The sequence below is a fragment of the Bacillus sp. LQ16 genome, from assembly GCF_057784645.1.
The window spans coordinates 1,131,113-1,151,555 of the sequence record NZ_CM173491.1 but is presented as its reverse complement, the minus strand read 5'-3'; the positions used below and the strand labels follow the sequence as shown (position 1 = coordinate 1,151,555).

17 protein-coding genes are annotated in these 20,443 nt (G+C 35.7%); 4 read left to right on the top strand and 13 right to left on the bottom strand.

Annotated elements, in window-relative coordinates; all coding sequences use genetic code 11:
* Positions 1–135 precede the first annotated feature (135 nt).
* Positions 136–645, bottom strand: coding sequence for a GNAT family N-acetyltransferase (locus AC3EMB_RS05795; protein WP_053565060.1), 510 nt, complete (start codon positions 643–645; stop codon positions 136–138).
* Between the two features lie 133 nt (positions 646–778).
* Between AC3EMB_RS05795 and AC3EMB_RS05790 the strand changes: the two genes are divergently transcribed.
* Entirely contained in the window at positions 779–1,132 is a 354-nt protein-coding gene (locus AC3EMB_RS05790; RefSeq protein ID WP_053565061.1) for a PH domain-containing protein, read from the top strand.
* 26 nt (positions 1,133–1,158) lie between these two features.
* Here the strand turns inward: AC3EMB_RS05790 and AC3EMB_RS05785 are convergent, their stop codons facing one another.
* The 6 genes from AC3EMB_RS05785 to AC3EMB_RS05760 form a co-directional block, all read right to left on the bottom strand.
* Positions 1,159–1,464, bottom strand: a complete 306-nt coding sequence (locus AC3EMB_RS05785; protein ID WP_016513156.1) for a DUF2087 domain-containing protein — start codon at positions 1,462–1,464, stop codon at positions 1,159–1,161.
* Positions 1,465–1,498: 34 nt separating this feature from the next.
* Positions 1,499–1,714, bottom strand: coding sequence for a hypothetical protein (locus tag AC3EMB_RS05780; RefSeq protein WP_071731576.1), 216 nt, complete (start codon positions 1,712–1,714; stop codon positions 1,499–1,501).
* Positions 1,715–1,856: 142 nt separating this feature from the next.
* Positions 1,857–4,856, bottom strand: coding sequence for a YhgE/Pip family protein (locus AC3EMB_RS05775; RefSeq protein ID WP_488517577.1), 3,000 nt, complete (start codon positions 4,854–4,856; stop codon positions 1,857–1,859).
* Between the two features lie 218 nt (positions 4,857–5,074).
* Positions 5,075–5,647 (bottom strand): TetR/AcrR family transcriptional regulator, encoded by a 573-nt coding sequence (locus tag AC3EMB_RS05770; protein WP_000963378.1) that lies wholly within the window; start codon positions 5,645–5,647, stop codon positions 5,075–5,077.
* 271 nt (positions 5,648–5,918) lie between these two features.
* Entirely contained in the window at positions 5,919–7,868 is a 1,950-nt protein-coding gene (locus tag AC3EMB_RS05765) for a M56 family metallopeptidase (protein WP_423117985.1), read from the bottom strand.
* A gap of 2 nt (positions 7,869–7,870) precedes the next feature.
* Positions 7,871–8,272 carry a BlaI/MecI/CopY family transcriptional regulator gene (locus tag AC3EMB_RS05760; RefSeq protein WP_000184503.1) on the bottom strand — a complete coding sequence of 134 codons (402 nt, stop codon included), beginning with the start codon at positions 8,270–8,272 and terminating at the stop codon, positions 7,871–7,873.
* Positions 8,273–8,501: 229 nt separating this feature from the next.
* Here AC3EMB_RS05760 and AC3EMB_RS05755 point away from each other — a divergent pair, with 229 nt between their 5' ends.
* Positions 8,502–9,356, top strand: a complete 855-nt coding sequence (locus tag AC3EMB_RS05755; RefSeq protein WP_423117986.1) for a hypothetical protein — start codon at positions 8,502–8,504, stop codon at positions 9,354–9,356.
* Between the two features lie 85 nt (positions 9,357–9,441).
* Here AC3EMB_RS05755 and AC3EMB_RS05750 read toward each other — a convergent pair whose 3' ends face one another.
* Both AC3EMB_RS05750 and AC3EMB_RS05745 read right to left on the bottom strand, forming a co-directional pair.
* Complete coding sequence (locus AC3EMB_RS05750; protein ID WP_423117987.1) at positions 9,442–9,741, bottom strand: hypothetical protein; 300 nt, start codon at positions 9,739–9,741, stop codon at positions 9,442–9,444.
* A gap of 131 nt (positions 9,742–9,872) precedes the next feature.
* Positions 9,873–12,239, bottom strand: coding sequence for a DUF6359 domain-containing protein (locus AC3EMB_RS05745; protein ID WP_488517576.1), 2,367 nt, complete (start codon positions 12,237–12,239; stop codon positions 9,873–9,875).
* A gap of 241 nt (positions 12,240–12,480) precedes the next feature.
* Here AC3EMB_RS05745 and AC3EMB_RS05740 point away from each other — a divergent pair, with 241 nt between their 5' ends.
* Positions 12,481–13,833: a DUF4026 domain-containing protein gene (locus tag AC3EMB_RS05740; protein ID WP_488517575.1), complete on the top strand. Its 1,353-nt coding sequence runs from the start codon at positions 12,481–12,483 to the stop codon at positions 13,831–13,833.
* Between the two features lie 56 nt (positions 13,834–13,889).
* Here the strand turns inward: AC3EMB_RS05740 and hemY are convergent, their stop codons facing one another.
* The 4 genes from hemY to AC3EMB_RS05720 all read right to left on the bottom strand — a co-directional run bounded on the left by hemY (position 13,890) and on the right by AC3EMB_RS05720 (position 19,622).
* Positions 13,890–15,311 carry a protoporphyrinogen oxidase gene (gene hemY / locus AC3EMB_RS05735; protein WP_488517574.1) on the bottom strand — a complete coding sequence of 474 codons (1,422 nt, stop codon included), beginning with the start codon at positions 15,309–15,311 and terminating at the stop codon, positions 13,890–13,892.
* Positions 15,312–15,330: 19 nt separating this feature from the next.
* Positions 15,331–16,266, bottom strand: coding sequence for a ferrochelatase (hemH, locus tag AC3EMB_RS05730; protein ID WP_182812439.1), 936 nt, complete (start codon positions 16,264–16,266; stop codon positions 15,331–15,333).
* A 14-nt stretch (positions 16,267–16,280) separates the two neighbouring features.
* Positions 16,281–17,327 (bottom strand): uroporphyrinogen decarboxylase, encoded by a 1,047-nt coding sequence (hemE, locus tag AC3EMB_RS05725; protein WP_065482486.1) that lies wholly within the window; start codon positions 17,325–17,327, stop codon positions 16,281–16,283.
* Positions 17,328–17,504: 177 nt separating this feature from the next.
* Positions 17,505–19,622, bottom strand: coding sequence for a transglycosylase domain-containing protein (locus AC3EMB_RS05720; protein ID WP_144465814.1), 2,118 nt, complete (start codon positions 19,620–19,622; stop codon positions 17,505–17,507).
* Between the two features lie 127 nt (positions 19,623–19,749).
* On the opposite strand from AC3EMB_RS05720, the gene hmoB reads away from it, so the two are divergent.
* Positions 19,750–20,247: a heme-degrading monooxygenase HmoB gene (gene hmoB / locus AC3EMB_RS05715; protein WP_000644097.1), complete on the top strand. Its 498-nt coding sequence runs from the start codon at positions 19,750–19,752 to the stop codon at positions 20,245–20,247.
* The last annotated feature ends 196 nt before the right edge of the window (positions 20,248–20,443 follow it).

The window sequence follows — 20,443 nt, the reverse complement described above, 5'->3', positions numbered from 1 at the left end:
GAAACTGCAATATCGGTTGTTATGATTTTACTATATTAATATTATACATAGGAAAAAGTCTGTTAATGCAGGGGCAATATACTACTTTTAGAAATTTACGTTATGTACATTCCTTTTCTTAATACCATATATCCTTTATTCAATATAAAACCCCATCAATACGTCATCTCCATATGATCCATCTTCATACTTTATTTGCTTTCTTTGTCTTCCTTCTTCTACAAAACCCATACGTTTGTACACTTTAATTGCCCGATCATTAACAGAAACTACACCTAAGCAAATTTTCTCTAAACCTTTCTGCCCTTTAGCCCAACTAATAAGAAATTCAATTAATTTCGTGCCGATGCCTTGATTACAATACGCCTCTTTAATCCCCATTCCCATTGTGCCTGCGTGTTGTAATCGTTCTAGTTCATATCGGGTGAAAAGTAAAAAGCCAACTACCTTCCTATCTACTTCATACACGATATAAAGATTACCTTTCTCATTGCTTTTCCGTATCTTTTCTCTTTCTGCATTACTATCATTCGGTAACTTCTGTGGGGATACTATGAAAAATTTTGTAGTAGTTTCCGATAATATAATTTCTTTTCTAATATTCATAATTGCTTCTGCATCAGTCTCTTTTACTAACCGTATCATTGAATCACCTCGTACTTTTTCTTTTTAAAAATAATATTAAAACTATAAAACGTCCAATATGCAATATTACATATTGAGAATCTTTTTACTCTTGATACAATATTCATACATCAAAATAAAAGGAATGTATGCAATGAATCCAATCTTAACAGCTGCAAAACAACTATTACATAAAGAAGAAAAGGTTTTATCTACTTTAAAATGTTCACTTACTGGCTATATGATTACGCATAAAGTCCCGTATCCTGGCATGTTACTTGCTACTAATAGAAGACTTCTCTTTTTTAGCCAATATAAAAACACATTCATTGCCGAATTTGATTATGAAAAAATATTATCCGTAGAAACGAAGAGAAGAATCTTTGACAAAAAAATAATATTTTACTATGAAGATGAATATATAACGCTTGGATACATTACAAGTTCGAATGTTGAAGCGTTCATAGACTTACTACAAAGAAACAGCAAGACTAGCACAGGCTTATAATCAGCGGGGATCCCCTCGCTGATTCATTATTTTAACTCCTCCCACTTCGTCCAAACTTCTCTCCCGTTTATACGGTACATATTATCCTCTCTATCCATAAACCCCTGTACAATAAATTCACGTCTAATTGTACAAAAATCATCATGATATTGTTTTATAAATGTATTAATTTCTTTTTCTGTATATTGATTTTCAGCATTTAACTTGCTAACTAAATGCTCCAACAATACTAGTTTTTTCTTCTTTTGACCTGGAATCGATTTTAAACGATCCTCTTTATCGAAAAAGTTACGAATGGTCGTATCGCGGAATTTCATTTCACTTTCAGTCATTTTTTATCCTCCATCAGTTTTTATACAATAAAATTTATCGTTTATCTTTACTATCCTTCTTCATTCTTTCACTTACAACATCCATAAAGTAATATCCACTAATTAGCACATAGTAAAATAAAAGTATCCCTAGTATATCTTTCATACTCGTATATTCTTTTTTCTGAAACAAGATAGGTGAAAGAGAGAAAACGAGAAAGAAGATTAATGGATATAAGATAAAATAGTAAGTAGGATTGCCTCTCATCATATCAACTCCTCTACCCTATGTTTCTCTGTAAATTGTTGTAATTCCTTTTCTTTCGTTTCTATAGCTTTTAGAAAGATTTATAGATGAACTAAGGAAAAAATGCCCTCTATTAAAATAAAAAAGCACCAAAAAGGTGCTTTTTTTACGCTTCAACCGATTGATTTTCAGCAACATTTTTAAATTGTCGTTTGTGCATCAAAGTTAAGGAGGCGATTGTTCCAAGTGATAATACAACGATAAAGATCATGAGCATTCCTATGTTTTGCCACATGAAGTTAAAGTCTCCACTCGATACGACTGCTTTCAATCCTGATACAGAGTATGTCATCGGTAACCAAGCATTGAATGGTTGTAAAAACTTCGGAATCAACTCTAGTGGGAATGTTCCAGCACTTGTTGTAAGCTGCATAATTAATGTAATGATGGCGATAAAACGACCTGCATCACCAAAAGCTGTTACTAAACATTGAATTAATGCGATAAACGCTAAACTTGTAATGATACTAAAGAGTATGAAGTATGGAATGCTTTGTACTTCTACACCCAATCCGAACAGTAATATAACATCTGCTACTATCGCTTGAATAATACCGACTGATAGTAACACGCCGAACTTACTAACAAACCAACTAAATCCTGATTTCGGAACACCAACTGTATCGCGTAATGGGTATACGATAGATAATAATAATGCCCCAACAAATAAACCGAGTGATAAGAAATACGGCGTAAATCCAGTTCCATAGTTTGGAACTTCCGCTATTTTTTCCGTCTTCACTTTTACAGGACTTGCAAACATATCATACGTTTTATCCGTTCCTTTTACTTCACCAGTTTTCTCTGCTCCTTCGCCAAGTTTCTCTGCAAGTTCACCTGAGCCGTCATTTACTTTTACGAGACCATCTGTTACTTTTCCTGAGCCATCTGCTAGTTTATTTACGCCGTCGATTAGCTGGGTTGAGCCATTTGACATTTTATTTATGCCACCATTTAGAGTACCTAAGCCCGTTGTTACTTGACCAGATCCATCTGCTAATTGATTTACGCCACCTGCCATTTGGTTTGCTCCTACAGATAATGTTCCTAAACCATCTGTTACTTGACCCGAACCATCTGCTAATTTAGATACTCCTACAGATAATGTTCCTAAACCACCTGTTACTTGACCCGAACCATCCGCTAATTTCGTTACGCCTACAGATAATGTTCCTAAACCGCCTGTTACTTGACCCGAACCATCTGCTAATTTGGATACTCCTACAGATAATGTTCCTAAACCGTCTGTTACTTGACCCGAACCATCTGCTAATTGATTTACTCCTGCAGATAATTGGCCTAATCCTGCTGTCACTTTTCCAGATCCGCTTTGGAGTTGCGTTACTCCATCAATTAATTGAACTGATCCATCTTTTAATTTATAGGCACCTATTTTTGCATTATCTAATCCCTCACCAAATCCATGAAACTTACTAACAAATTCATTTTGTGCGTTCGTTAGTTTCTCAATACCACCTGCCAGAGTTTTTATCCCTGCTGGGTTTGGTAATTTGTTTTGCAATCCATTTGTTGTTTGATGTATTTCGACTTTTACTTGTTTTACTTCTTCATTTAATTTATTTGTTCCACCTGCTACTCCGGCAGCTTTTTGCTGAACTGTCGCTGTACTTTTTACAGCACTTGTTATGAATGGTTGTAACTGCTCTTGATATTCTTTTGGTAAACTTTCAATTTGCTTTTGTAAATTCGCTACCTCTTGCGCTGCTTTTTTAGCATCTCCGGCTGTTGATTGTGTAAGTTCATTTAACTGATTTACATTCGCCCCAGCTCCATCTATTTTCTCATTTACTGTACTCAATATAGAAGGAACTTTCGACTGCATTTCCTCTAAGCCTGCAGCAGACTTTTGTACGTTACTATTTAAATCTTGCAATCCCTTTTGAATTTCTCGAGACCCTTTTTCTAATTGACTTTGCCCTTCAACAAGTTTTCCCATACCATTTGATAGGTCAGTTGTTCCTATTTTTAATTCATCGGATTTACTTACTAATTTGTTCAAGCCACCGGTCACTTTCTCAGATCCATCACGCAATTCACCCGTTTTACTATTTAACGTATTTAAACCATCTGTTACTTTGCCCGAGCCGTCTACTAATTTCCCGATACCTGTATTACTATTTAATGCATGTAAACCATCTGTTACTTTGCCTGATCCATCTACTAGTTTCCCAATACCTGCATTGCTATTTAATACATGTAAACCATCTGTTACTTTGCCTGATCCATCTACTAATTTTCCGATACCTGCATTGCTATTTAATACGTGTAAACCATCTGTTACTTTGCCTGACCCATCTACTAATTTCCCAATACCTATCTGCATTTCACCTGTTTTGCTATTTAACGTATTTAAACCATTTGTTACTTTGCCTGATCCATCTACTAATTTATTAGATCCATCTGCTAATTTCTGAACTCCATCCTTCATCTCCCCAGATTTCCCTTGAAGTGTATGAAGGCCATCCGTCACTTTACTTGAACCATCATGTAATTCACTTGATCCGTCATGTAGTTTATTCGCCCCTTCCGCTCCATCTGCTAATCCTTTTGAGACGTCTTTAATAGAATCAAACATTTTCTCTGCATATGTTTTCGTTAACGTGCTTGATACTTCAATTTTAATCTTTTCAATAGCTGTTCCTCCAATTTGTGAAGATAAGAAGTTTAAGCTTTCGTTTGGAATGTACTCTAAATTTAATGGCTTTGGATTATCTTTTAGTAACGTTGTAGCGTTACTTGAGAAGTCATCTGGAATGCGCACTAACATGTAATACTTTCTACCTTCCATTCCTTTCTTTGCTTCTTTTTCACTTACGAACTCCCATTTAAAACTTTTATTATCTTTTAAATTATCAACGAGCCCTTTTCCGACCTCAATTGGTTTCCCATCAAATACTGCGCCTTTATCTAAATTGACTACTGCAACTGGTAAGTCATCTAACTGTTTATACGGATCCCAAAAGGCCCACAAAAACATCCCTGCATATAAAATCGGTACGAATAAGACCGCAATAATTGGAATTAATATTTTTTTACTTTTTATAATTTCCGTGAACTCTTTCCGAAGTAACTGATTCCCTTTCATAATTTCTCCCCCTTTTATAAATGACCAAAATGTTCATATAGTCATTTTTACCCAAACAAAAAGGCTATACTTGTTCATACATATGCCTTATCCCCGAATTTATTACTATGCAACTTTTTCTCATTATGATTATAATTTTTCTATATCCCCCCCTTAACTTAAATATATGACCACATTGTTCATTCGGTCATTTCTTTTATAAAATTAAAAGGATTATCTTAGTTTGACAATCCTTTTAGTAAATAAAGTTCAAATAACTCTGCAATTTTTTCTTTTTCTAGCGGTTCATGATTTTTTTCCCAATCAAAAATAAGCGATACATATAGACGAAGCATAATAAATGCTGTAATTTCTGGATCACATTTGCTAATTTCACCTTTTTCAATCGCAATCTTTAAATACGATTGAATAACAGAAACGATTTCCACATCAACTTGTTGCATAACTTCTTGTACTTCTTTCGTTCCCATATCGCGCTCTTCTTGAATTAATTTAATCATGAGCTGATGTTCTTTTCTAAATTCCAAGATGCTATATAATGCTCTATGTACATTTTCAAAAAATGAAACATCTGAACGAATTGCATTTTCTGCAACTTGCTTCATTTCTGTAATTAAATTAGAAATAATTTCACCAAATAGCTCTTCTTTATTTTTGAAAAAAGTATAAATCGTTCCTTTTCCTACATTCGCTAACTTCGCTACTTGATCCATCGTTGTTGCTTTATAACCGAACGCTGAAAAAGACTTTGTTGCAGCTTCAATAATAGAACGTTTTCGATCTATCGCCACATTGTCACCTCCAAAAATGACCAATTGGATAATATAGTCAATCAGTACATCTTTGATATTACCACACGCTTACATTCTATACAAGTTCTCTTTTTATTATTTCCAGTATAAAAGATTTCAGTCAAGTTATATCATACTGTCCATAGTGTATCAAAAAGTATACTTGTATGGAAAGCTAGAATATATTCATAATAATTGCTGGCTAGATCCCACTAGAAATTTAATAAAATAGACAGTGTTCTTAAAACTAAAAGTTTAAGAACACTGTCTATTATTTTGACATAGAAAGTAATATTTTCTCCATTTCTTTCTTAGTTAGCTCATCATCGATTATCTCTTCGTATATCTTTGTATCTCTTGTAAAAATATCATTCACTATGACAATCTGATACTCACTATTCTTTCCTTGTTCTGGTACAAACATTTTGAGCCCTTTTAACTTACCCTCTCCATGAGAAGATTTATTATAGACCATTCCTTTCCCGTCTAAACTATAACTTTCTAGATTCTCTACTCCAGGCATCATATAGTGTAGCGGATCCTTACCACCATTAACATTACCATCCATATACATCCTTGACTGGTAAATTGTAAAACCATATTTTCCTTTTGTATATTCTGATTTAATAACTAATTCTACATCTCTTCCAAAATATGAGTCAGCCCATTCTCTCTTTAATTCATAACCTTCAGGTATATAAGTCGGCTGCTTAATTTGATACGGTACATGTTCTTTCGCTTCTTCTATAGTATATGTTAAAGACTTCTCCACCCTTTCCGAAAGTGGAACTAATTTCTTCTCAATACTAGCTAATCTTTCTTGATCAGCTTTATTCAAACGTTCACGTTTAAATTCCTTTGTATCTCTATCATAATTCTCAGGTACTTTTTTATTAACCATTGCTTTTTTATGAATTTCTTTAGCTTCTTTAAATAATTGAACATACTGCTCAAATTCTTCTTTTGTAAAATTCTTTTCTGCCAAATACAAAAAATCTGTATCCCTTTTATATGACTTTATTGACATACCCCATTCTCTACTTGCATTCTCTGGTGTACCTAATACTGTTTCTATCGCTTTTTCAAAAGCTGCTTTAGATTGCTTTTTTTCTACAACTTTTTCTTCCTGTCTTTCATCTCCCTCAGTTATCTTTGCATTTAATAAAAATCCGCCTGCTATAGCTGCTATCGCAATAATCCCAAGTAAAGAAAGACGATACGATTTCTTTTGGAATTTTTTAATCATAACGATTCTCCTTTTTAGTGTTCGTTTATTTCTACTTAAATTTGCTAGGCTTGGTACTTGATAGGAATAATGTTCTAAAAGGGTAATAATTGTATGACCGTATGCAATTTGTTCCTCTTTATCTATAAAAGTAAGTGCATATGCATCACATGCCAATTCTTGATCTTCTCGCATACAAAAATAGGCGTACCAAAGAATTGGATTGAACCAATTTAATAGGATTAAACTGTACATAATCCAATTTACAGCTACATCTTTTCTCTTAATATGAGCTAACTCATGGTAAAAGACATATTGTAATTGTTGCTCATTTAATACTTTCATATGTTTTTTTGATAGTAATACTTTTGGGCGGAAGAAACTAAACACAGTTGGACTTGCAATTTTTCCTGCTAAACGTAAGGAAACTGCCTTCTTCACTTTCATAGACTGCTTACAGCGATCAAACACTGTAATGACCTGTTCATCCGTAATATCCGGTTGTTTCTTTATGTACGAATATAACCGTCTATTTGTAAGAAACGTGATGGCTGCTAATATGATTACCCCAGCTAGCCACACATACAAAGCAAGTTTGTATAAAGAAAATGTAGTCTGTTTTTCCGAACTGACTTCTACTTCCGGTTCGCTAGTTTTTGTCACCATTTTAGGATTTGATTCCAATTCCACTTTACGGTCGCTTTCTATGTTCACTATATTCTCAGTAGCTGGCATATTTTTTGGAATAACTTCCGATACACTAGAACTATAGGAAAGTAATGAGTAAATGCTATAAGAGCTATCTGGCGACCATGGTAAAAGGAGTCTTATCATTAATACGATCCACAACATATATTGCCACCGGGGTGTTAATTTATTTCTAAATAGAACTTTTATACATAAAATAAATCCAACTAATATGCTGGCCATAAGTGACGTTTCTATAAGCCAATCAAAAAAATGAGGAAGATATACATTTATAAGCGTGTCTATCATTTTTATCGATCCTTCCTCTTATTCTCCTCTGTCTTCTCATCTAAAATGCGTTTTAATTCATTAATATCTTCTGAAGACAATTTTTCCTCTTTTAAAAAATTAACAAGTAACGGCTTAAACGCTGCACCGCAAAAACGCTTTAGTAAAGATTTCGTTTCCACTTGCAAATAATTATCTTGTGATACTAACGGATAATAAGCATACATTCGCCCTTTATCTTGATGGTAAGAAACGGCTTCCTTTTGTACTAATCGATTAATTAATGTGCGGATTGTTTTCGGTTTCCAGTCCATTGCATCTTCCAGTTCTTCTATAATTTCATTCGCTGTTTGTGGAGAATTCGACCAAAGTACTTTCATAATTTCTAATTCCGCTTCAGATATTTTAGGTAATTGATTTGTCATCGTATGTTTCACTCCTAAGTATTACATTTGTAATCTACAATTAAGATTACAAATGTAATACTTAATTGTCAACCATATTTTAGAAAAATTAATTTCAGCTAAACCTTACTTCACAACAACAAAATTCCTCTTTTTCAAATAATCAAATAAAAAAACAAGAAAATCTTTACAATTAATAGTAATATAGAAAATAGACAAGTTTATCAAAACAGTGGAGGCTTTTTCAGTCATGATGCGTGCGCTTCGTTTAAATATAAAGCAAGCTTTTTGTAATCGTGTTTCTTTAATTATTATGTTTAGTGGACTAGCTCTTATTTTTATTTACCATTATTATTATGTAATTCGTTACATTGGGGATGGAACGGATGCCTTTGTAACAACAGCTTTTAAATGGATTGGATTTCGCGACAATGAAATGGATGTTTATTTATTATTAATGCCCGTTATTGCTAGTTTCCCCTTTAGTACAAGTTACAATTCGGATAAATCAGATGGTTTTAAACCGTTTGTAAGTAAAGGGATTTCTTTGTTCCCTTATTCAGTAACGAAATATATCGTTACATTCTTTTGTGGCGGATTTCTTTATACATTTCCATTCATCTTATCGTTATTATTTTGCAAATTAACCATTCCAGACGGAGAACCGACTGCTGGTTCAGGCATTATAAATGATAATGGGATGTTTGCAAACTTATATTACGAATCTCCCCTCACTTACATTGCTGTATATATCGGAATTAATTTTTTATTTGCAGGTTTAATGGCCCTTTTAGGACTTGCAGCATCTGCGTGGTCACAAAAGGACTATATGGCGATTCTTTTCCCATTTGCAGTTGCCTCCATTCCATACGTCCTGCTAAATACGATATTCCCTACAATAGGCGGAGCGCCTTTTCATTTATATGACCCAAAACAACCGTTGCATGGCATGTCTCCGTATATTTTAACGATGCAATGCACTTTCTTCCTCCTCGTTAGCTTAATCATGTATATACAAGGAGTAAAACGTGATAGAAAAAAATATAGAAGAAGGTTGCAAAGAAGAGAGCGGTGTAGAAAGGCGTTTCAAGTAATTTCAGACTAAATCATTGAACGAATAAGAGCGTAATTCCCTAAGTTAACATAGAGAATTACGCTCTTATTATCATTACATATAATCATCCTCCCCTTTACGGTGTACCTGCCAATCCCCATAAGATAACGAACACCGCAAAATAAATCGCTTTAATCGCTACTACTAAACATAATGAAACAATTGCATATTTACTTAATTCTCTTCTTGCACCTATTAAAGTAAAAATAACCGCCAAACTAAATGTTATATAAGAAGCTGTTATATTAATTAAGTTATACGTAATATCTAGATTGCTTGTAAGTCCTGTTACATCAGCTACAAACTGAAGCATGACGATCGTACTAAAAAAAATTGCAAGCTGATTCATTAACTTTCCATTTATTTGTAACTGCATTGATGTCCCCCTTTAAAAAACTAAATATTCAATCAATTTTATCATTAGATTACAAAAAAAGGAATCATCTCTTTATACTATTCTATAACAATGAAAAAAAAGAACGCTTAGTCACCTAAGCGTTCCTTTCTTTAAGAAGCTTTCTTCAAATCAATTTGAGCAAGTACTGGGTCATGGTCGCTTACACGTCCGTGCTCTTTCATTATGTTTGAGTTTAAGTGCACTGGATCTACAATTGTGTGCGGTGCGATATTATTTGTTACTAAAATATGATCTAACACTTGTGCATTTCCTTCGTGAATGTACGTGTAACGATTCTCTTTTGGCACTGTGTTTAACATATCTTTTAAGATTGTTCCCTCTAGTGTTTTTAGTGGTTTAGAGAATTCGAAATCGTTCATATCACCTAACACGACAACTGGTGCATTCGTATTCTTTTTCTGAATTCCTTGCACGAAATGATTTACTTCTTGTGCTAACTGAATTCGTTTGTCTTCACTTTTTAATACGAGCGGCTGCACTTTTCCAAATGGCGTTGCATCTCCTAGTTTTGAGTTTAAGTGATTTGCAACGACAACAATGTTTTGTCCTTGGAACGTAAATTCTGCCGCTAACGGTTTACGGGTACTTTCAAATAATGGATTTTCGTCTCCAATACGAGCAACATTTTTATCAAGTAACTTTGGTACCGTCGCTAATTTCACGCGTGATGGATTATAGAAGAAGCCGACGCGAATATTCGCTCCTGGTGCTCCTCCGTCTTGATTATTGTTTGGAGCGATTTCTACATACTCATACTTCGGTCCACGAATTTCTAGGACTGCATCAATGATACGTTTTGCGCTTAATGACGCATCTGTTGTACCGTCATTAATTGATCCGTTATTATCTTGCATTTCCTCTACACCGATAATATCTGGCATTTTTAAGTTGTATTTAATAGAATACGCTAACGCTTTTACCTTTTCATCTGTTGTTTCTTTTTTATTCGCTGAGAAGTTTTCAATGTTATATGTAGCAACCGTTAACTTATCAAGACGTGGCTGAATATTTGCGCCTACTTGCTTAAATCCACCATCCACTACAGCTGGCAGTTCTGTTATTGGCGAAATACGGAAAGAACCGTAATCATATCCTACTACCCCTGTTATATCTCCAGTGAAAGTATCTCCTACTTTTGCTACATAATCGCGAGGTACTTTTACAGAAAGACGCTCTGGGTTTAATTGATTTTCATCTAATAGAGGTGTCCCATATTGTGTTACTATTTTATCTCCACCATTTTTTACTGTTACATATAAATTCCCGTTTTTCTGAGGTGTAATAATTTTTGGTGTTGGCATCGTAACACGCATACCTTCTATACTTTCATAGAAGTCGATTGCATCTTCATTTGGATCAAATAAACCAAATGCATCATTATCAATAATCTGGTCCGGGATTTTCACACCGTTTTCTCCAAGTACAATCGGTGCTGGTAAAGTTTGATTTTTTGCGATTACAGCAACGCGACTCGCCTTAATTTCTGTCGTCGTTAAGTCTGTTTCAAATCGCTCTGCATATCCTGGTCCAACATATTCTTCTACTACTCCATCAACTTGAATAAGATCCCCTACTGCTACATTCGCATCTTTTTTATATACGTAAATACCTTCTGAAGTAGCTGGATCATTATCCGGCTGATTATCTTCTATATAAAAGCCGTTTTTATCAAGCGCTGTGACAACGCCTTCCACATTGTTTACTTTCTTCCCGTTGTAAGGAGACATATGTGATTTTCCTTGAATGTCATGAATACGAACCTGTTCATTATTTACGATAATAAATGAAAATGTCGAAATTGCTGAAGAAGTAAGTCCTTCTTTTTCTGCGATTGCTTTCACTACACTATTTTCATTCACTATAATTTGTCCATTATAACGAACGCTTTTATTAGTAGGATTAGAGCCATCTAACGTATAGTAGATTGTTGCGCCTTCTGTATTCGTCGTTAATGTTACCGCTGTTCCTTTAGCAACTTCTCCGCCGTTCGGTGAAGCTACTACATCGCTAACACGGTTTTGTCCTTCACCTTGAAACTTATAAGCTGTTACTGATTTTAGACCTGGGTTACTAAAATATAATTCAAGAGTCCCAGTCAAACTAACTTTCTTCCCGATATTTTCAGGGTGATCTTTTACATTCACTGCCGTTCTCACATCACCTTTTGGCAACTGAACGGGCATGATTTTGTCTGGATTCGTTTCGTTTGGTGAATCTGCAATTGCTACGTTTGTATCATCAAACTTAGCTGGATCCTTCGTATATTTAGAAGAACTTTGCGTATATCCAACAATATATCCTTCCACAATCCCCTTCGTTTTCCCTTGCTGCTTAAATACTTGAATTGCTTTTTCTACTGACATAGAAGCAGTTTCTTCTGCTTGCGCTAAAGTTCCAGTAAATGAAAGCAATAGCAAGAATGATAAAAAGACGCTTAACAATTTCTTCACAGCCATTTTCCTCTCCCTATTTCATATTTCCTCAGCATTTCTATCATAACAAATGATTCGTTATATAGAACTATATTTCGACAAATTTTACAAAAGATTTATTTAATTTACAAGCTTTCAAACTATAATACAAAATAATAATTTTACACCTTCTACAAATGCACTCTATAATGTTAGGGAGAGAAAACAGAAAATATCGACATTTGATTGGCATGTAAAATGGATTCATTTGAATAGGAGTGATTGGATGGAAGTGCAAACAGAAACATACCGCGCAGCTATGAATGGAACATTAGAACGTCATTTTTCAGATATGATTGCTGTTATACCAACTAGAATTACAATTGAGCAGTTAAAACACCGACTAGAAATTATCGCTACTAAAGTTGATGAGTTAAAAATTGTTTATAGTGATGAGACAAGCCTTATTGTTGAATTACATATGGGTGAAACAGTCATACCGTATGAACTGCATATTGATGAGGCGAACGACCCAGAAGAATATAAAATGTACAATAGACAAGATTCTACAATTGTAGATCGTAATTTTGAAGATGTGGCTTTCGGCACTGAAATTTTCACTCGTACGCTATTTGTAGGCGATGTACTGGACTGCTTTTTCCAGCAGTTACAGTTTTTATGGAATCTCGCCCCAGATTTGTTATTTGTAATCGATTCAAGTGCAGCAATGAAAGTGATATCTAGAAGCTATATTGAATATCACGTTGAAAATGAATTATTACCTGACATTCCTGACTTGTACGTTATTCATTCTGTTTATGAAGACGATAAAGATGATGAGCCTACGCAATATTGGTTTCATACACATGGTCTTTTAAGAGCAGGCGTAACTGAAATAGAGTTAATTATTCCAAATCGCATTTCTTCCTACTACGGCATTGGCGATTTCTTTCAAACATTTGCTAATAATGCCGTTGAGAATGGACAAGTCCCTATGAATGAGCCTATCGTTATCGCGCATAGTCAGCAAGGTTCTATACATACAGTCGCTGTTCCGTGGGAAAAAGGATTATCTTATATAGGGCATAAAACGAGTATGGACCAATTATCTTCAATCGAGGATGAGGAAGTGAAACTACAACCAATAGATGCACAAAATACATTCTTAGGCGGAATGGATGCCCGAGATGAATACCATCAATCTCCATCCGTTCTCTTATTCAAATTTAATACTTCAGAAGAATATATTGAAAGTTTTTTCAAAGAACACGAGGAAGCTACAGGGCTCATGTTCTATAAAACAAATAGTGAAACGGCTCGTATGGCTTACAATGCGAAAAATACTTTCGGGTATTTCAGCAACATTTTTCATATTGAACAATCAAATGAAGATTTTCGTTTCCTTGCTAAGTTTGGTGTCTCCTACGAAGAAGGAAAAAGTGAACATATGTGGTTTGAAATGCAAAACATTACGGAAGATTTCATTCAAGGAATACTCATTAATGAACCATATTTTATAAAAGATATGAGTGAAGGAAATAGTTATCATTTAGATTTTGATAACTTAACAGAGTGGGTTATTTATGCAGGAGATGCCGTTATAAAGCCAAATAACTTATATATGTTTATTGGCGAATAAATATTTTATATAATAAACGAAACGCCTTCAATATGATTGAAGGCGTTTCTTATAGTTTATTGTGCGATTAATTCAGCATCTATTACTTTCTCCAAATGAGATAATACACGCTTTGCAGCTTCCTCACCTTGATTAATACAATCTGGAAGTCCAGCACCAGCATAGGAGCTACCTGCCAAGTATATACCTGGCAACTCTTTCTCCATAAATGTTGTGAGCTTTTTCATTCGCTCGTTATGGCCTACAGTATATTGAGGCATCGCTTCTTTCCAGCGACTTACGATTGTAAACTCTGGATCCTCTGTAATATCCATCGTCTTTCGTAAATCTTCTAGTACGAGCTGAACGAGTTCTTCTTCAGTTTGTTCTACAACCGCTTCATCACCAGCACGTCCAACGTAACAGCGAAGGAGTGTTTTTCCTTCTGGCGTTGTATGTGGCCATTTTTTATGCGTCCACGTACATGCTGTAATCGTGTAATCGCTATTTCGTGATACGACAAATCCTGTACCATTAATATCGCGCTGGATTGCAGATTTTTGGAAAGCAAGTGCGACATTGGCAACGGATGTGGATGGAATATTACGGAAGAAACGAAACTGCTTGTACTGAGCAAACATGGACGGCAATACTTTATGCGAAGTTGCCACTACGATGGCGTCCGCTTCTATTTCTTTTCCGTTACTAAGAGTAATCGTATAACCATCACCCTGTTTTGCAATTTTTTCAATGCGAGTTCCCTTTATTATCGTACCTTCATGCATCTTTGCTTCGAGAGATTCTACGATAGATTCTAAACCTGTTTTCACTGTTTGGAAGATTCCCTTTTTCGGTTCTGCTTTCTCTTCTTTCGGGGCGAGCGTACGCATACCGAGTGAAATACTGCGATGTTTCTGCTCAATTTGATACATTTGCGGAAATGTTGACATTAAGCTCATTTCATCAATATCCCCTGCATAAATACCCGATAGTAACGGTTCTATTAAGTTTTCAACCACTTCGTTTCCAAGACGATGTCTGAAAAATTGTCCGAGTGATTGGTCAGATACTGGCTTTGACCTCGGCATTAATAGATCAAAACCAGCTCTTAGTTTACCAATTGGGGAGAACAGCCCGGAAAATAGAAACGGCGTAATTTGCGTTGGAATTCCCATCATTAATCCATTCGGCATTTTATGTAACCGATTGTTTACGAGGATAAATGATTGACCGGCTTGATTATTTACAAGTTCATCGCCGAGACCTAATTCTTTCACTAATCTAGCTGCACTTTCTTTTCGTGCTAAGAAAGAATCCGGTCCGCGCTCAATTGTAAATCCATCTTTTCGAACGGTTTGAATTTTTCCGCCAAGTTTACCCGATGCTTCTATAAGTAATGTATCAATCGGCAAGTTTTTTTCATGAATATTTTTTTGTAAGTTATACATTGCTGTTAATCCAGTGATGCCTCCGCCGACGATCACAACTTTTTTCCTCAAGCAGGCTCCCCCTTTCTTCTTACAGTACAGATTCTTTTTTCTTTAATACAACATCTGTTAAAGAGTCAATAAATGCGTCCGATGCATTTGGCATTTCTGGACGATAATATTTCGCACCAATTTCATCCGTTACAACTTTACACTCAAAGTCGTTGTCATATAAAACTTCTAAATGTTCCGCAACAAATCCAACTGGTGCATATACGAATGAAGTATAACCGTGCTTTTCATTTAGTTCTCTCGTTAAATCTTGTACATCTGGACCAATCCAAGGATCTGGTGTGTTTCCTGCACTTTGCCAGCCTACTGCATAGTTTGCTACTTCAGCTCCGCGCGCGATATAGTCCGCTGTTTCATTTAATTGATCTGGATATGGATCGCCCATTGCAATAATTTTCTCTGGTAAGCTATGTGCAGATACGATTAATACTGCTTTTTCACGCTCTGCATCTGACATACCGTTATATATACCCTTCACTGCATCGACCCAGTACTGGATGAATTTCGGCTCTTTATACCAGCTATCAATGCCATGAATTGTTAAGTTTCCAAGTTTCTCAGCTTCTTCTTGTGCTCGTCCAACGTATGATTTCACGCTAAACGTAGAATAGTGAGGTGCAAGAACAAGTGCGATTGCATCTTGTATTCCGTCGTTATGCATATCTTTCACCGCATCTTCAATAAACGGTTCAATATGTTTTAAGCCAAGATACATATGGTACTCTACTTCATCTTGTACTTCATTTAAACGCTTCTCTAACTTCTTAGCTTGCTCTAATGTAATAGTAGCTAAAGGAGAAATACCACCAATTGCACGGTAACGCTCTGTTAAATCTTCCAGCATTTCAGGACTTGGCTTTCTTCCTCTGCGAATATGTGTATAGTAACGTTCAATATCTTCTTCTTTATATGGCGTTCCGTATGCCATTACAAGCAAACCAATTTTCTTTTTCATACAGCAATTCTCCTTTACTTCGCTAACTGCCCTTTAGAGTATTCATGAATAAATGTAGTTAAACGTTTTAATGTATCCGGATTTACTTCTGGAAATACACCGTGACCTAAGTTAAAGATATAACCCGGCTGTTTCATCCCTTGATCTAAAATACCTTTTACATGTTCTTCAATAACAGACCATGGTGCAAGTAAGAATGAAGGGTCCATATTACCTTGTACCGCCTTATGAACGCCACGTGCACGTGCTTCTTCAATCGGTAAGCGCCAGTCTAAGCCGACTACATCAAGCGGTAAGTCGTGCCACTCATTCACTAAGTGTGCAGCTCCTACGCCGTGCATAATCATCGGTACACCCATCTTACGAACTTCTGCAAAAATACGCTCCATTGCTGGTTTAATAAATACGCGATAATCTGCTACATTTACTGTTCCAACCCAAGAATCGAAAATTTGAACTGCTTTTGCTCCTGCTTTAATTTGCGCTTTTAAATATGTAATAACCATATCTGCTAGTTTATCCATTAAAGCGAACCAAGCTTTTGGCTCTGCATACATGAACGCTTTCGTATTATGGTAGTTACGAGATGGACCGCCTTCAATCATATAGCTCGCTAATGTAAATGGAGCTCCTGAAAAACCGATTAACGGTACGTCTAACATTTCTGTCGTTAATAAACGAATTGTATCTAGTATGTACGGTACGTCATCTTCTGGATTGATTTCCCCTAGTTTTTCTACGTCTTGTAAAGAACGGATTGGATTATCGATAACTGGGCCAATACCTGATTTAATTTCTACGTCCACACCAATTGCAGGTAGTGGTGACATAATATCTTTATAAAGAATTGCTGCGTCTACGTTATATTGATCAACCGGCAATTTTGTAACGTAAGCACATAACTCTGGATTGTGTGTAATTTCAAATAAAGAATACTTTTCTTTAATCTTTCTATATTCCGGCTGTGAACGACCTGCTTGACGCATATACCATGCTGGTACATAATCGGTACGTTCCCCCCTACATGCTTTTAAAAATGTCTCATTTATAGTTCTTACCAAGACCGTTGCTCCCTTCCTTACCAATGCTTCGAATACGTTCGATATTTATCTTTTTTTACTATACAGCTTGTAAAAACAAAATGCATAATATTATGTACGTTGTTCATTAAATTGACACAAACACTCTTAAAAACGCTTACTATTTTCACAACATTCTTATTATAACACAGAGAAAAACTATGGTTTAGCTACTTTTGACTTTTCTCCTTCGCGATTCGTTTGTGTATTATATGGTACAACGTAAAAGCTCGGTTTTGAAAATATGTTAACGAACTTTTCCTCATATTCTCCAGCACCGTTTACAGTGCTAACATGCGTATGAATTCCATTCTCCACTCTATAGATTCGGTACATAATTCTGTTATCTGGAAGTGGCGTCCAGCTTAATTTTGCTTTAAATAAACCGAAAGGACTAAATGATAGTTTCATTTTTACATCTTCAATTCTTCGCAGCCGAATCGGAGCACCGATTGTTTCCACACCTTCAGGCTTCATAAACTTCTCTTTATGTTCTACATTAGCCTTCGTTAAAATTTTCTTAAATAATTTTGTCGCAGATGCACTTTCTCCTTGCAACTGATGCTCCTTATCCGTACGGTCATAACCAATCCAAACAGCGCCTACTAAGTTCGGTGTATAGCCGACGAACCACATATCTCTTGCTCCCTTATCGTCATTTGGCAATGAAGTTGTACCTGTTTTCCCAGCTAACGCACCGTTATATACACCAACTCTCGCTGTTCCTTCCTTCACAACCCCTTCTAACATTTTCGTCATATACCATGCTGTCTGCTTCGAGAAGATTTTCGTCTCTACTTTTGGAGATTCCCCAATGACTGCACCGTGTCTATTTAATACTTTATCAATAACGTGTGGCTCGATAATATTTCCATTTGCTAAAAATGAACGATACATTTTTACAAGATCAAATGTTGAAACGCCATTTTTCAATCCGCCAAGCGCTGTACTTAAACCAGCATCTGCAATATAGACATTTCCTTTTTCTAAATACTGCTTTCCTTCTTCTACCCCTAACTCATTTAATAAAGAAACTGCTGGTACGTTTGCCGACTCTAAAATCGCATCATACATCGTCATTTCTTTTGAATACTCATGATTATAATTTCGAGGTTCATACCCTTCAAAAGAATTTCTTTCATTTGTTAATAAAGAATACGGATTATACTTTTTCGTTTCTAGTGCTGGTGCATAAACGATAAGTGGTTTTAAAACAGATCCCGGCTGCCTTTTGGCAAAAACACGATTAAATCCTCTCGGGACGTACTTTCTTCCCCCAATCGCCGCTTTAATCCCTCCCGTACGATTATCCATTAATAAAAATGCACCTTGAGCCCCCTCTTCTTTCCCAGGAAAATTCCTTGCATCTTGAAACTGGTTATACGCTACCTTTTGAATTTTTTCATCCATTGGTACGACAAACGTATATCCCCCTCGGAGTACTTCTTGATGAGACAATCCGTATAAACGGGCGGCTTCATCTATGACCATATCAATATACGGCATATATGCAAGCTCATTCTCATCTAAATTTTTATATAGAGCAATTGTCTTCCCTTGATAACGAACGCTTTCTTCTGCAGTCAAATAGCCTTGTTTATGCATAAGTGACAACACTAGATCGCGGCGTTCCTTACTCTTCTCTGCAGAGTAGTACGGTGAATATCCGTTTGGTGACTTCGGAAGGCCTGCAAGCATTGCCCCTTCCTCTACTGTTAAATCCTCAACATTTTTATTAAAATACAACTTTGCTGCCGCTTGAATACCGTAAGCCCCATGACCAAAATAAATATGATTCATATACATTTCAAGAATTTGTTGCTTCGTATATTTTTGCTCTAATTGAAGAGAAATTGCGACTTCCTTCAATTTGCGCGTAAATGTTTTTTCACGAGTTAAAAAGACATTTTTAGCGAGTTGCTGCGTAATGGTACTACCGCCCTCTACCTTTTCTCCAGCTAACGTATCTTTATAAAGAGCCCGGAATATAGACGGATAATCAATTCCTTGATGCTCATAAAAACGGGAATCTTCCACCGCAACAAACGCTTGCTGCACATACTTCGGAATTTGCTCGACTGGTACGAGTTCCCTATTTTCTACGTATAATTTCGTAATTTCTTTTCCTTTCTGGTCAACAATACGTGATGAAGAGTGGAAAACGAGCTGCTTTTCATCCATCATATAGCCACCAGCTAACACGATAAGTTTATAGAGTACAATTGCTACTACAAACGTTGCGACGCCGCCTAATAAAGTCCACTTTACTTTCTTCATACATCGTCCTTCTTTCCAAATGATGGTACATTTATTATTTGAAAAAGAAGTATCTTTATGTATATAATCTTCGAAGTTTTTTAAGAGAGTTGATATAATAGAAACAAACTATTAAGGGGGCATTAAAATGAAGGCGATTATTTCATACGAAACACCTCTAGAACAATCACATTTCACTGCAAAAAATGATGAGAAAAATATGTTTTATAAAGAAAATACAGAAGAATCTGTAGAAGGCTCACTTCAGTATGACGTACTAGATGCTGTCGGTGAATTTAAAGGACAATCTGGCTATATCGTTTGTAACAACATTTCTGTCACAGACGAAGGTCGCCCAGTATTTGAAAACCGCTTTAAAAACCGCGCAGGCCTTATTGAAAACGAACCAGGATTCCAAGCGATCCGTGTTTTACGCCCATTAAGTAACGATACATATGTCATCTTAACGATGTGGGAAACAGAGCAAAACTTTAAAGACTGGACAGAATCACGTTCATTCGAAAATGCTCATAAAAAACGTCCCACACAAGCAGAAGGACAAGCTCCAGCGCATCCACATGCGGAACAGCAAAAGAGTATTTTCTCTCGTCCTTCTTTTGTGACTACTTTTGATGTGTTAGTTTAATTAAAAAGTAATACAACACTAGCAGTACGTGAAATTATATTAACGATTTTTCGAATATATCTATCACATCTTGAAATATATCAACGATTTTTCGAATATATCTATCACATCTTGAAATATATCAACGATTTTTCGAATATATCTATCACATCTTGAAATATATCAACGATTCGACTAAAGATATCCATTTAATAAG